The sequence below is a fragment of the Streptococcus sp. IsoGale022 genome (assembly GCF_031142805.1).
GTDB lineage: Bacteria > Bacillota > Bacilli > Lactobacillales > Streptococcaceae > Streptococcus > Streptococcus sanguinis_A.
Window position 1 is genome coordinate 1 of the sequence record NZ_JAKZJI010000004.1, and the last position, 14,047, is coordinate 14,047.

The 14,047-nt window shown below is 42.2% G+C and carries 15 protein-coding genes; 11 read left to right on the forward strand and 4 right to left on the reverse strand.

Annotated elements, in window-relative coordinates; all coding sequences use genetic code 11:
- Positions 1 to 18: 18 nt before the first annotated feature.
- Both RG608_RS03065 and RG608_RS03070 read right to left on the reverse strand, forming a co-directional pair.
- A complete protein-coding gene (locus tag RG608_RS03065) occupies positions 19 to 228 on the reverse strand; it encodes a helix-turn-helix transcriptional regulator (protein WP_002894739.1) in 210 nt (69 codons plus the stop codon).
- Positions 229 to 240: 12 nt separating this feature from the next.
- Entirely contained in the window at positions 241 to 768 is a 528-nt protein-coding gene (locus RG608_RS03070; RefSeq protein ID WP_268687507.1) for a DUF2975 domain-containing protein, read from the reverse strand.
- Between the two features lie 196 nt (positions 769 to 964).
- On the opposite strand from RG608_RS03070, the gene RG608_RS03075 reads away from it, so the two are divergent.
- Together RG608_RS03075 and RG608_RS03080 are read left to right on the forward strand one after the other, a co-directional pair.
- On the forward strand, positions 965 to 1,681 hold the full coding sequence (locus RG608_RS03075; RefSeq protein ID WP_268687506.1) for a suppressor of fused domain protein: 717 nt from the start codon (positions 965 to 967) through the stop codon (positions 1,679 to 1,681).
- 79 nt (positions 1,682 to 1,760) lie between these two features.
- Positions 1,761 to 2,321, forward strand: coding sequence for a hypothetical protein (locus RG608_RS03080; protein ID WP_268687505.1), 561 nt, complete (start codon positions 1,761 to 1,763; stop codon positions 2,319 to 2,321).
- 151 nt (positions 2,322 to 2,472) lie between these two features.
- Here the strand turns inward: RG608_RS03080 and RG608_RS03085 are convergent, their stop codons facing one another.
- Positions 2,473 to 3,669: a ferric reductase-like transmembrane domain-containing protein gene (locus tag RG608_RS03085; protein WP_268687504.1), complete on the reverse strand. Its 1,197-nt coding sequence runs from the start codon at positions 3,667 to 3,669 to the stop codon at positions 2,473 to 2,475.
- Between the two features lie 158 nt (positions 3,670 to 3,827).
- A complete protein-coding gene (locus tag RG608_RS03090; protein WP_268687503.1) occupies positions 3,828 to 5,042 on the reverse strand; it encodes a DUF2974 domain-containing protein in 1,215 nt (404 codons plus the stop codon).
- 149 nt (positions 5,043 to 5,191) lie between these two features.
- On the opposite strand from RG608_RS03090, the gene RG608_RS03095 reads away from it, so the two are divergent.
- From RG608_RS03095 to RG608_RS03135, 9 genes are all read left to right on the forward strand, one after another.
- Positions 5,192 to 5,878, forward strand: a complete 687-nt coding sequence (locus tag RG608_RS03095; RefSeq protein ID WP_268687502.1) for a response regulator transcription factor — start codon at positions 5,192 to 5,194, stop codon at positions 5,876 to 5,878.
- Positions 5,862 to 6,842: a sensor histidine kinase gene (locus RG608_RS03100; RefSeq protein ID WP_268687501.1), complete on the forward strand. Its 981-nt coding sequence runs from the start codon at positions 5,862 to 5,864 to the stop codon at positions 6,840 to 6,842. Before RG608_RS03095 ends, RG608_RS03100 begins: the two co-directional genes overlap by 17 nt.
- Before the next feature lie 11 nt (positions 6,843 to 6,853).
- Complete coding sequence (locus RG608_RS03105; protein WP_268687500.1) at positions 6,854 to 7,234, forward strand: class Ib ribonucleoside-diphosphate reductase assembly flavoprotein NrdI; 381 nt, start codon at positions 6,854 to 6,856, stop codon at positions 7,232 to 7,234.
- A 147-nt stretch (positions 7,235 to 7,381) separates the two neighbouring features.
- The gene (locus RG608_RS03110) at positions 7,382 to 8,137 is read left to right on the forward strand and encodes a TraX family protein (RefSeq protein WP_268687499.1); all 756 of its coding nucleotides are present in this window, start codon (positions 7,382 to 7,384) and stop codon (positions 8,135 to 8,137) included.
- Positions 8,138 to 8,306: 169 nt separating this feature from the next.
- Complete coding sequence (locus RG608_RS03115; protein WP_125378071.1) at positions 8,307 to 9,068, forward strand: ABC transporter ATP-binding protein; 762 nt, start codon at positions 8,307 to 8,309, stop codon at positions 9,066 to 9,068.
- Positions 9,068 to 11,056: an ABC transporter permease gene (locus tag RG608_RS03120; RefSeq protein WP_268687486.1), complete on the forward strand. Its 1,989-nt coding sequence runs from the start codon at positions 9,068 to 9,070 to the stop codon at positions 11,054 to 11,056. The genes RG608_RS03115 and RG608_RS03120 overlap by 1 nt, the downstream gene beginning before the upstream one ends.
- A 158-nt stretch (positions 11,057 to 11,214) precedes the next feature.
- A complete protein-coding gene (locus tag RG608_RS03125) occupies positions 11,215 to 12,615 on the forward strand; it encodes an amino acid permease (RefSeq protein ID WP_268687485.1) in 1,401 nt (466 codons plus the stop codon).
- 42 nt (positions 12,616 to 12,657) lie between these two features.
- Positions 12,658 to 12,927, forward strand: coding sequence for a hypothetical protein (locus RG608_RS03130; RefSeq protein WP_268687484.1), 270 nt, complete (start codon positions 12,658 to 12,660; stop codon positions 12,925 to 12,927).
- 66 nt (positions 12,928 to 12,993) lie between these two features.
- Entirely contained in the window at positions 12,994 to 14,004 is a 1,011-nt protein-coding gene (locus RG608_RS03135) for a S41 family peptidase (protein WP_308946536.1), read from the forward strand.
- Positions 14,005 to 14,047: the final 43 nt, after the last annotated feature.

Sequence of the window (14,047 nt, forward strand, 5' to 3'; positions counted from 1 at the left end):
GCCAAGACGGGAGTTTTTTTATTCTTCATCATCTGTAAATTCTAGGATGTCTCCAGGCTGGCAATCAAGGGCCTGACAGATAGCATTGAGGGTGCTAAATCGGATAGCCTTGGCCTTGCCCGTTTTGAGAATGGAAAGGTTGGCGTTTGTGATACCGATGATATCGGCCAGTTCACCCAGTTTCATCTTTTTCTTGGCCAGCTGGACATCAAGATTAACGATAATCATGATAGCAGCCTCCTAGATGGTAAATTCATTTTCTTCAGCTATATCAATCCCCTTTTCCAGAATTTTCATCATCAGCCAAATAATCAGAGCACCCAAGAGAGGTGTAAAGCTCATACTGGCGTTAAAAGAGAAGGGGAGAGCGATGGGATTGCCTGATGCAGCAACCTTAACGGAAAGAAAGGTCAGAGCCAAAAAGACTTTCCATGCCTTATCAGCTAGTTGCGTGTTTGATGAATCAAAAATCTTTCCACCAATCAAATTTTTGATGAAATTACGAGCAAGATAGATGAGATAAATAGTCAAAGAAGCTGTGAGAAGATTTATAACAAAGGCTAGAATACTCCACCAATTTGAAAAATCAACTGAGGGCAGAAATTGAACATTGAGCTTTATTCCCAACCTGTCGGAAAGACCGGTATAAGAAATCACACTTAGGATAGTAAGAAACACCAGAATAGCAGCATAGCCTACTATGATAAGGTTTAATAGAGTAACAATATCTTTGAGCAAAGAGTTATTTTTTAATTCAATCTTTTTCATGATGCTTACCTCTATCGAAAATCAGCCGGCAGTAGATTTTCTTTTCCTTTTATTCTTATTATAATCTATTTTTTATTGTATTTCAAGAAAAATATATCGAAAAACGATAAAAACAAAAATAAATTTCCTTCTATCATAAAAGCAATTCCTTATTTTTTATGCTATACTGTTTTCAAATTAATTCAAGGAGGAAAAAATGGGAATTTTTGATTTCTTTAAAAAACAGTCGGAAAATCAGGAAGCTGAGGAAGTTTTCGATGAAGAGTACGAAGAAGTAGTAGAAGATGTCGAGCCGGTAGAAGATTATGTGGAGGCTCCTGGATGGGAAGCCATCTCAACAGAATTTGCTCGGATATATAATAATCAAGAGCCGGTAGATCACATTGAGGCTATTGTAAAATGGCGTTTTGGCGGGCCGGATCCGCTGGATGGTGTAGATGTTTATGATGCAGGTAACTCTTGGCATTTGGTTAGTTATGGCTTGTCTGAGCTCTATGAAAAACTCAGTGAAGATCCAAACTACAGTGGCTATGGTTTTGAATTTACCATGCGACTGAAAAAAGGAAATTACCAAGCTAATGATGAATTTATCAATATAGTCACGATTTTTCAGGAGTTGGCGCGCCGGACCTTTGAGACCGGAGAGGTTTATCAGCCTTTTGAATACATTTATACTGGACAGCTTCTTGGCTTTGACCGTGAACAGGAATCTGCTTTGACAGGTTTTATCACAGTTCCGGATGTAGAAGCTCAGCCTTTGGAGACAGTCCATGGCCAGGTAGATTTTATTGAGCTGGTTGGTGTGACAGATGCAGAATTACAGCAAATCCTCAATGAAGAAGAGACTGCCCAAGGCCTCTACGCTCGCTTGGGGAGTGACCTAACAGACTATGGTCGGCAGTCGCTTGTTTGATGACGGGTTTTCAGCAACTTTTTGACAGCTCATTAGTTTTATTCTATAATGAAATTACTTATTATTTAAGGAGATAAAAATGAAAAAGATTTTTTCAGCCAGCGTGGTTCTTTTAGCAGCAGTTACCTTAGCAGCATGTTCAAATAATCATTCATCCGTTACTTCTAAATCTTCAGAAAGCAAGGCTGCTTCTAGCTCAGTTAAAAAGTCTTCAAAATCAAGCAGTAAAGAAAGTAACTCAAGCAGCTCAAGTACTTCGTCAAGTGCCAATCTAGAAACACCTGACTTTGTCTTGGTTACAGACGAAGAAATCGCTAACGCAACAACAATTGGTGATTTAAAAACCGTGTACAATAAGCTTGCGGATAATTACATCAAATATAGTGGAGAAATTAAAGAAAAACTCCCCGAGTCTGAAAGAGCTGATTTTGACAAAGAAGCGGAAACAGCTTTGAAAGCTTTTGAAGAATCAAAACAGACTCTTAGTGATCAATTATCTCAGTTTGGTCCAGATGATTTAGAAGTTCCGACAGAAGTACGGGACCCGTTCCTGCAAAGCGTAAAAGAAAAACGCGATAAACTGGTAAATGTTTTGAAAATGTCTTATCTGTTTGTTTCAAATATGCCTAAAAAACAGTAAGATCAGCTATTGAAATTGATCCTTATTTCTTGGAGAAGATTTTTACGAATCAGGCGGACTTCCGAAGCCATATCTTGATTCAGCTCCATCCATTACTAGATAATAAAATATCAGGATCAGCCTTATTGCTGATCCTGATATTTTATACTCTTTATTTAAACTTAAAACCTTCATAGACCAGATCTGCTTTAGGATTGGTCTTTTTAAATTCGTTGGCTAGTTTATCCATCATTTTGACAGGTCCGCACATGAAGACGGTGGTTTGGTTGTCCAGAGGATAATTCTTGAAGTCCAAATAGCCAGAGACCTTACTATCAACCAAATGAAGGTTGAACTGCGGATTCTTGGCCGCGTAGTCTTTGAGTAGGTCAAGGTAAACAGCATTTTCTGCTCCAGTATAAGCGTAGTAGAAGCTGACTGGACGATTCAGCTTAGGATTTTCACGGATATAGGAAATGAAGGGCGTAATGCCAATCCCACCAGCAATCCAAATCTGCTTTTCCTGCCCCTGGTCAAGAATCATGTGACCATAAGCTCGGTCGATGGTGACCTTGGTTCCCTCTTGGATATTTTCATAAAGTTTCTTAGTGTGATCTCCAGAGTTCTTGATAGTAAAGTAGACGATATTGTCATGACCGCCAGAGATAGAGAAGGGATGCGGCGCTTTTTCAAATCCTTCTTGGAAAATCTTGACAAAGGCAAACTGCCCATACTGGTAGTCTAACTTTTGACTGAGCTGGATCTTCAACTCTACGGTATCGTGGTTGAGGCGTTTGACCTGCATGATTTTTCCCAGATGGCGAAAGGCCAAACTTTGATAGAGGGAGATGATGTAAAAGCCAGAAGCTAAACCGATGATAGCGTAGAATCCGACTACGAAACCTAGCAAGGTCGGTGTTAGGAGTCGACCGCCCATCAGCATATAGGCGTGGAAGAGACCAAAGATATAGGCCAAATAAACAAAGCGGTGAATCCAGCGCCAAGCCTCATATTTGATGTGCTTGCCAAGATAGGCCACCAGAACAATGCTGACAAATAGATAGATGCCGACGTTCCCAAGCTGGGCTGCAAGATGAGAGCCCCAGAGACTGCCACCCATAGCAACATTGTGGAGAGCAAGCAGGACGACGGAAAAGATAGCTGTAAACTTATGATAAGCATACATCTTTTCGATGCCATGGAACCATTTTTCCAAAAGTGCGTTCCGAGTCGCAAGTAAAAAGGTCAGTGAAAGGGTTGTTAAGGCCAGACCGGGTACAATAAAGTTGGTCATTCCAGCTGAAGCCCAAGCATAGATGGTCAGGATTATGCTAACAGCAATAAGGGCGATTCCTTTGATAGATTTCATGATGGTTTCCTTTCTGATTTTTATCACTACTTAGTTGTAAATGAATTTGTTACATTCTACCAAAGAAAAAACAAGCTGTCAAGATAAGCGCTTGTTTTGTTTTTGGTATGGATAGGTCAAGTCTTCCCTTAGCCAAGCTATAGAAGAGATTTGTGATTTTACTCTTGAACCTCTGCGGCAGTGTCTTCCTTTTTGTCAGTCTCAGACTGGCCGAAAGGCAACTGCTTGCTCCAGCGTGATAGGTTTTCTCGGATATCCTTGCCAATAGCAGAAGGCTTAGGCAAGTTTATATCGTCCTTCCAGCTTTGGACACGCATATCCAGCAGGAGTTTGGACAAACGCAGCAGCATGTCACGTTCTTGGTCTGTTAGAGATTGAGCATTTTTCAGGATATCAAGGACTTTGTTAAAGTTTTCAACATTGGAAAGTTCGTCGACAGACTGGATACCAGCATCCAAAATCAGTCCGAAAAAGAGGTCGAAAAAGTCTTTAAGTTCTTCATCTGAAACAGTGCTTACCCAATTTTTAAACGTTTTGTCTATCTGCAGGCTCTCTGCATCTAGTGTATCCAGCAATAGGAAAGAGTCTCCCTTGATTTTCCACGAAAAGGTATCGTGCTGGGCAAAGCCACCGATGGCACTGCTTTTGACAATTCTAGCTTCCTTGGTCGTTTCCAGCATCATGCCAACGATGGAGTTTTGAGGCAGGTATCGCTTCATCTTTTCTACCATAGCCTGATAGCCATCGCTTTTGATAACAAAGTGATTGAGACCAGGAGAGTCATAGCTGTAGATGGCTTCAATACGGTCTTGGAGCGACGCATCCATCTGACTGGCTGCATAAGAAGCCAGGTTTCCACCTTTAGAATGGCCGGTTAGAATAAAGTTACCTGATAGATTTTCTAAGGCCTTCTGCAGATAGCGGGCAGCTATTTTTTGAGCAGGGATCTGGTCCATATAGGTCATGTGGAAGTCTTCCTTCCAGCCGACAATGGAGTCGTCCGTACCGCGAAAGACCAGTACATAGGTATTAGGCTTGATTTTGAAAATCAAGGCAGCGAATTGCTTCTGGATATCTTGGTCAACGTCATTGACATAGCCCATCAGTTTTAGATTTTTAAAGCGGGTAGAGGCTGCGGCTAAATCTAGCAGTTTTAGTCGGTTTTTGGTGACCATCATGGAGAGGTCACGTGGCACTTGGTCGGCCAAGTCTAGCAGACGGCAGTCGCAGTAGGAGGATATATCCTCATGTACCAGATTGTCAAAAGGTAAGTAGGTTAGCTCAGTCAGAATTAGCAGGTCCAACTCATTAAATGGTCTATCATAAATGCTATCATGCTGAACTTCTTCAAGGTAAGTAAAAATATTGCTCATGTTTTATCTCCAATTTCTACTAGTTAGTATAGCATATTTTTCTGATAGAATTTCTCTTTTCCAGAAAAATCCTACCTTAGACTGAGGATGATAAACAAGCAATCGTATTTTTTGGTATAATGTTACTAGCAAGAAATCGGGAGGGAAAGATGCACAAGATTTTACTAGTAGAAGATGATCCAGTCATCCGCCAAATGATAAAAAAAATGCTGGAACAATGGGGCTTTCAGGTAGAGGCAGTCGAGGACTTTATGGATGTGCTGACTGTCTTTGTCCGAGAAGAGCCGCATCTGGTGCTGATGGATATCGGCCTGCCCTTATTTAATGGTTATCACTGGTGCCAGGAAATCCGCAAGATTTCAACGGTGCCCATCATGTTTTTGTCTTCCCGCGATCAGTCCATGGACATTGTCATGGCTATCAATATGGGGGCAGATGACTATGTGACCAAGCCTTTTGACAATAATGTCTTTCTGGCTAAGGTTCAGGGCTTGCTGCGCCGTTCCTATGAGTTTGGAAACGACCAGAGTCTCTTGGAGCACCAAGGTGTCATTCTCAATCTCAAGTCGACAGATCTGGTTTTTGATGGGAAAGTGGTGACCTTGACCAAGAACGAATTTCAGATTTTGCGGGTCCTCTTCGAGCATTCGGATGGTATTGTGGCGCGTGATGATTTGATGAAGGAACTCTGGAACAGCGACTTTTTCATAGATGACAATACCCTATCGGTCAATGTCGCTCGCCTGCGTAAAAAGCTTGAGGAGCACGGACTGAAGAATTTCATCGAAACCAAAAAAGGAATAGGATACGGTCTCATCAATGGACACACAGGATAAATTTTTCTTTTTTAAGTCTTACCTTTATTCGCGGCGATTTTTTCTAGCTCTGCTGATTCTGCTGCTAGGCTTTATTCTGCTCTTTGCCTTTGTCTTTGATACTTACCGCAGTCTGCTGGAGTATGTCGCGCTCTTGCTGGCTTTTCTGTCTTTCTTGTTTATCGGAGCAGATGCTTGGACGGCCTTTAAGGGCTATCGCAGCCAGAAGCTGCAGGTTGCTGCTCAGGCTCAGACTCCTCTAGAAAAGCTCTTGCAGGAAAGAGTGGAGGAGCTGGAGTACGAACAGAAGAATCAGATCTTGGTTGAGCAGGAAAAATACAATGATTTGCTGGACTACTACACTCTTTGGGTTCATCAAGTCAAGACTCCTATTGCTGCCAGTTCACTTTTGATTGGAGATTTGAAGGATAAGGAAGCCAAGTCTCAGTTGGAGCAGGAGCTCTTCAAGATCGAGTCCTACGTTCATCTGGTGCTCCAGTATCTCCGTCTGGAAAGCTTCCATGACGATTTAGTTCTGAAGCAGGAAAATTTGGCTGATTTGGTCAGGGAAGTGGTCAAGAAATACGCCCTTTTCTTTATTCAGCAAGGACTCAGTCTCAATCTTCATGACCTAGATCACACGATTGTCACTGATAAAAAGTGGTTTCTAGTGATTTTGGAGCAGGTCCTGTCCAATAGTCTTAAATACACCAAAGAAGGCAGCATAGAGATTTATTTTCAAGAGGGCAGCCTTTACATCAAGGACACGGGTCTGGGGATTCAAAATGCTGATTTGCTGCGGGTTTTTGAGCGCGGTTTCTCAGGCTACAACGGTCGTCTGACCCAGCAGTCGTCAGGCTTAGGTCTCTATCTATCCAAGAAAATTGCTGATCAGCTGGGACACAAGATTGCTATAGACTCTCAAGTTGGTCAGGGAACGACGGTTTCCATCGCCTTTCCTGAGAAGAAATTGATCTTTGAGTAGGAGGAAGAAAGTTGCTAGTAGTGGTTTATGATAGTCTGACTGGTTTGGGCAAGAAGTTTGCTAAAAGTCTGGAAATGCCTAGCCAGTCAGTCTGGAAAAAGCTGGAGGAACCCTGTATTTTAGTCAGCAGAAATAGCGGAGCAGGCCAGATTCCGTGGACGACCAAGCGCTTCATCAGAAAGTACAGACAGCTAATCAAAGGCTTTGTCATCAATGGCAATCAGAAGCGTTATCCGCGGACCTTTTGCGGGGCAACGGATAAGATAGTGGAGCAGTATGGCCTCCGCCACATTCGTAATATTGAGGGTTCTGGAACGGAAGCAGACAGACAAGCAGTCAAAGCCTTTTTAGAACAGTTGCGGACGGAAGAAAGTTTTCATAAAAGCCACTAGGTTTTGTGCTATTTAGGTAGATGCTTTGCAAGATTTTTAAAAGTGACAAAATTGTAAGAATAAAACTAGCAAATGAAAGGTTAGGTTATGGTACCGGCCTTTCTTTTTTATTATCATAGAGTCAAGAAATAAGAAGGAGACAGAAAAATGAAATCAAAAGGTATAAATGCTTTTCAGTTGAAGCTCTTCATGACATTTCTTATGGTTTTTGACCATATTAGTCAGATACCGGGGCTGGTGCCGGACGGCTGGGATGGTGTCTTGCATGCCCTAACCCGCTGTGTCGGAGTAGCATTTGCCTTCATGGCAGTGGAAGGTTTTCTCCACACTCGCAACCGCCTGGCTTACAATATGCGGCTCTTCTTTTGGGCGGCTCTGATGCAGACAGGAAACTGTATCCTGACGCTCCTCTTTCAGGAAAAGGGCATCTACCTCACTCACAATATCTTCCTGACCTTGGCCTGCGGGGTTCTCATGCTGAGTCTTTTCTTTGGCTTTTCTGACAATGGCGGAGCTGCTAAGGATAGGAAGCGTGGTTTGCGGCTGACGGCAGGAGTATTAGTCTTGCTGGCTGGGCTTCTCTTTAGCGAAGGAGGCATGACTCTGCTTCCTTTCATGCTCTTGACCTACCTTTTTAGAAATCAAGTCTTTTTCAGAAACTTGTCCTATGTAGTTTGGGCGGGAATTCTCTTTGCCATGAGTATTCAAATTTATCCAACCTTGCAGGACACGCTATCAATGCTGCTCTATAATTCAGACTGGCTCTTTATCAGTGTTCTTCCTCTCTTGCACTTCTACAATGGTGAGCGAGGATCCAGCAGCAAGTGGAGCAAATATTTCTTCTATATATTCTATCCAGCCCACCTTTGGCTAATTGCCTTGATTGCCTTTTGGGTAAAATAAAGCTCATCTCATCTTACAAAAGTGTAAGATTGCACTTTAAAATGTAAGCTTAGGTTATGGCAGGGCGCTTGGTATTGAGATAAAATAGACTTATCAATTAAGAGGCAGTTTATAAAAGCTGCTAAAAGCAGGGCTTTGATAGGCGCCTGCTAAACAGAAAGGAAACAAGATGACATTATTAGACGTACAGCATGTGAAAAAGATTTATAAAACCCGCTTTCAGGGTAGTCAAGTAGAGGCACTGAAGGACATTCACTTTACGGTAGAAAAGGGCGAATATGTCGCCATCATGGGGGAGTCAGGCTCTGGTAAATCCACCCTGCTCAACATCCTAGCCATGTTGGACAAGCCAACTGAGGGGCGCGTCTTTCTCAACGGAACTGACACAGCAACCATCAAAAACAGCCAGGCTTCCAGCTTCCGCCGGGAGAAGTTAGGCTTTGTCTTTCAGGACTTCAATCTGCTGGATACCTTGTCGGTCAAGGATAATATTCTCCTGCCGCTGGTCCTCTCTCGTCGTCCCATTACCGAGATGATGCAAAAGCTGGTCACAACCTGCAATGAGCTGGGGATTAACAAGCTGCAAGAGAAGTTTCCTTATGAGATTTCCGGTGGCCAGAAGCAGCGGGTAGCAGTGGCTCGGGCCATCATCACAGATCCTGAGATTCTGCTGGCGGATGAGCCGACGGGAGCCTTGGATTCCAAGTCTTCGGCAGCTCTGTTGGATGTCTTTGACGACATCAATGCATGTGGTCAAACTATTCTCATGGTGACCCACTCGACGGCAGCGGCTAGCCGGGCCAAGCGGGTGCTCTTTATCAAGGATGGGATTCTCTACAATCAAATCTTCCGCGGTGATAAGACCGAGCGGCAGATGTTCCAAGAGATTTCCGACACTCTGACAGTTATGGCAAGTGAGGTGAAGGACTAGTGTTTCGATTAGCAGCAAAATTGGCGGTATCCAATCTGATTAAGAACCGCCGTCTCTATTATCCTTTTGCACTGGCTACCTGTGTGGCTGTAGCCATTTCTTATGTTTTCAACTCCTTGGCTTTTAATCCCAACCTATCCAAAATGACAGGGGCCAGCTCTGTTATCCTCGTTTTGGTTCTAGGAGTCGTTATTGTGAACATCACAGCTGGAATTATTGTCTTTTATGCCAATCAATTTGTCATGAAGAATCGCTCCAAGGAGCTAGGACTTTACGGTATGTTGGGGCTCAATAAGCGTCATCTCTTTGTTATGACCTTTATTGAGCTACTAATCTTCGGGCTAGTGGCTGTAAGCTTGGGGCTGACTATTGGTGTTCTCTTTGACCAGCTGATTTATGCCTTTCTGCTCAAGCTCATGGGTACCAAGGTGGTTTTGGTTTCAACATTTCAACCTTTTGTAATGGTATTGATTATCATTTTCTATGCTTTTGTATTTTTCTGCTTGCTGATTAAAAACGGCTTTTACTTAAGAAAGTTTGATGCTCTGCAATTAGTCAAAGAAAAAAATAGCGGGGAGAAAAAGAGTCGCTTTTTACTCTTGCAAACTATTATTGGTATGTCTTCTCTCGCTTTTGGCTATTATCTTGCTTTAGGTGTATCTAATCCGATGGCAGCCATTATCATTTTCTTCGTGGCCGTACTTTTTGTTATTCTAGGGACTTATCTACTTTTCAATGCAGGAACGACTGTTTTCTTACAATTTTTGAAAAAGAGAAAGACGTTTTATTATCAGCCAGATAACATGATTTCGGTATCTAATCTAATTTTTCGAATGAAGAAAAATGCAATTGGTTTAGCGACGATTTCTATTTTGTCGACAATGGTTCTGGTTACCTTATCTGGTGGAGCCAACATTTATGCTGGTGGTGATTATATGCAGAATGCCATGTTCCCGCATGATTTCAGTATCCAAGGAAAAGAAGTAACAGGTGAGGTGCTGGACCAAGCTTTGACAGAGTTTGTTCAAGAGCAGCAGCTTCAGATTAGTAAAAAAGTTATTTACCAGTATTATACAATAGGAGTTAGCGGTCGAACTGGTAATCAGCTAGATATTTATTCTAAGGGACAGAAATCATTCACTCCAAATCTTTATATTTTGGCCATTTCTGAGAGTGATTATCAAGGAATGACGGGTCAAAGTCTTCAGCTTAAAGATGATGAAATAGCCATATTTGAGCAAGGACTGGAATTAGACAGCAAAAAAGATTTACAGCTAGCTGATAAAAATTTAAAAATCAAGAAAAAATTAAAAGAAGATTTCGTTTTCGGTAATATACCCGATCCGATGAATATGATAGTGCCTGAAAAAATCTATATGGTAGCTAAAAATCCGAGTCAAATCTTTTCTTCATTGATGAACGATTACGCTGTCAATGTTAACTATTATGGAGGATTAAATCTTAAGCTTCCAAAAGAAGAACAGAGAAAACTCAAAGAAGTATACCAAGAAAAGCTAAGCAGTTTTAATACCACCTTACCTGAAAATCAAGCTATTTATGGTTCGGTGACTGCCTTTGATAAGCAAGAAATAAAAGGAATGCTAGGTGGTATGTTCTTTATTGGAATTTTCCTATCAATCGTTTTTATGCTTGGAACTGTTCTTATCATCTACTACAAGCAGATTTCTGAAGGCTATGAAGATCGAGAAGGCTTTGTTATTTTACAAAAGGTTGGATTGGACGAAAAACAAATCAAGAAAACGATTCGTAGGCAGATTCTGATAGTCTTCTTCCTACCCCTAATCTTTGCCTTTCTTCATTTGGCTTTTGCCTATCACATGTTGAGCTTGATTTTATCTGCTTTAGGGGTGCTGAATGCCACACTTATGTTAGTAGTGACTCTGGGTGTTTGTGCTCTGTTTATTGCAGTATATGTCGGTGTCTTTCTCATTACTTCTCGCAGCTATCGCAAAATTGTGGCTATGTGATAGCAGAGACAGGCATCATATACCTTTCATCTATTTTAAAGACTTAGGCTGAGATTTTTCTCAGCCTTTCTTTTCTCGGAAAATTTCTAAGAAAGATTCCTAAAAGCGTGGAAATATGATAAAATAGGACGTTAATGCAATTAGGAGAGTAAAAATAGATGAATATATTTAGAAAAAAAGATGCCAGTAAGGATAGAACGGGCATGCGCCGTCACTTGAAAATTCCTGATTTAATTTTGCTTGGTATTGGAGCCATGGTAGGAACTGGAATTTTCACTATCACAGGGACTGGAGCAGCCAAATATGCTGGGCCAGCTCTGACCGTTTCGATTGTCATTTCAGCGCTTTGTGTGAGTATTTCGGCACTTTTTTACGCTGAGTTTGCCTCACGGATTCCGGCCAATGGCGGAGCCTACAGTTATATTTATGCGGTTCTGGGAGAATTTCCTGCTTGGCTGGCTGGTTGGCTGACCATCATGGAGTTCATGACGGCTATCTCAGGTGTTGCCTCTGGATGGGGGTCTTATCTGAAGGGATTACTGAGCGGCTTTGGTATCCAGCTGCCGGCAGCTCTGAATGGCACCTTCAATCCAACAGCAGGTACTTATGTGGACTTGCTGCCTATTCTGGTCTTGGTCTTTGTTACAGGGGTTGTCCTTTTGAACTCAAAGGCAGCCCTGCGCTTCAACTCAGCCTTGGTGGTCTTAAAATTCTCAGCCTTAGCACTCTTTATCATTGCAGGATTTTTCTTCATCAAGCCAGAAAATTGGTCTAACTTTGCACCATTTGGTTTTGGAGAAATCTATGGCGGCAAGGTCGGTATCATGGCCGGGGCTTCGCTCATGTTCTTTGCCTTTCTGGGCTTTGAGTCCATTTCCATGGCGGTAGATGAAATCAAAGAGCCCCAAAAGAATGTTCCTCGCGGGATTGTCTTATCCTTGAGCATCGTGACTATTCTCTATATTTTGGTGACCTTGGTCTTGACTGGGATTGTTCACTATAGCAAGCTGGATGTTTCAGATGCGGTAGCCTTTGCTTTGCGAAGCGTCGGACTTGGTTGGGCAGCTAACTATATCTCTGTCGTCGCTATTTTGACTCTGATTACGGTATGTATCTCTATGACCTATGCCCTGTCGCGGATGATTTACAGTATTGCACGTGATGGTCTCTTGCCTCGCTCTTTCAAAAAATTGACTGAGACCAGTCGGGTGCCAAAGAATGCAACGATTTTAGTAGGGATTGCCTCAGCTGTCTGTGCCGGTATCTTCCCCTTAGCTAGCATCGCCTCTTTCCTCAATATCTGTACCTTGGCCTATCTGATTTTATTGGCACTCGCTGTCTTGAAATTACGGAAAGATAAAGGAATGCCCAAAGCTGGAGAATTCAAGACACCTTTAGTCCCTCTGACACCAATCTTGTCCATTGTCATCTGTCTGTCCTTCATGACCCAGTATACCAAGGAAACATGGCAAGCTTTTGGAATTGCATTGCTACTGGGAAGTCTCATCTATGCCTTCTATGGCTATCGAAACTCTGAAATCGCTGTAAAAGAGAAGTAGGGTGAAGTATTGCTATTAAGCAGAAAGAAGAAGTAGAAAAGAATGAAAAAACTTAACCTAACTCAAAAGAAGAAAATCTGGCTCTTTGCCCTTGCTTTTATCGCTCTAATCTTACTGGCGATTGTGATCAATATCCAGCTGAACCAGCCTGAAGATATGCATGCTGAGTATGTTCGGCTTTGGAAGACAACTTGGCATGAGGAAAATAAAGATTGGCTCTATCCACTGAAAAATATCTGTCTTGTTATTCTGGCAGTTCTGGCAGGGTCTGGTTTGATGATTGCATTCTCCAAGAGTGAGAGATGGAAATAAGCTTCTGTAGATTAAAATAATCTTACAAAAATGTAAGATTGACGATGATAAATGTAAGGTAGAGACATGGAAAACGTGTCTCTATTTTGCTATAATCGGCTCAGGAATCCTCACAAGAAAGGTTGTGCAATTATGAAAAAAGTCCTTTTAGGTTGCTTAGGGACAGTACTGGTTTTGCTTGCTCTTTTAATAGGTCTTCTGGCCTACTTTGGTCCAGACTATGGCATTTTTCTTTTCCCACCTAGTCCGCAGGACTACGCTCGCTCGGTTGTGAAAAAACTTGATTTCGGTCTTTATACTGACAAAGACTGGGAGAATGAGAAGAAGAAAGCCTTGGAGAAGCTTGAATCAGCTAAGACTTATCAAGATACCTATCCTGTTTTGGAAGAATTAACCAAAAAGGCTGGCGGGAAGCATTCTTATTTTTTAAGTCCACAGGATAATCCCGAAAATTGGTCGGAAAGCAAAAACCACCCTGAAGTGCAGAATCGAGAGGGAGTTCTCTATTTAAAAGTTCCTGCTTTCACAGGTGATGCACAGGCAGCGAAAGCTTATGCCAAGAAACTTTCAGCAGCTCTTAAAAAGGATGACTATCAGGCGGTTCTTGTGGATTTGAGAGACAATACCGGCGGGAATATGTATCCGATGATTGCGGGCCTGTCCTCTCTTTTGCCTGATGAAGACCTCTTCCAATTTGTTTATAAAAATGGAAGCAAGAGCGCGATTTCTCGGTCAGATATTCTTAAGCAGCTTGGTCTGGAGCAGACTGATGAGAAAGCAAAGAAAGTGCCAATAGCTGTCCTTACCAATGGGAAGACAGGTAGCTCAGGAGAGATGACTGTTTTAGCTTTTAAGGGACTGGAAAATGTTAAAATATTTGGTCAGCCAACGGCAAGCTATACTACGGGAAATAATTATTATCAACTATATGATGGAGCGGTTTTGCTCTTGACTACCTCGAGTATCCTAGATCGCACGGGCAAGCTTTATGAGAATGAGGCCATTCAGCCCGATGTCCTAACAGACCAGCCTTTAGAAGAGGCGGAGTCTTGGTTGAAGGGACAGATGGGAGAATAGTTCATTGAAAGCAGTCAAAAAGACTGCTTTTCTGCTATAATAA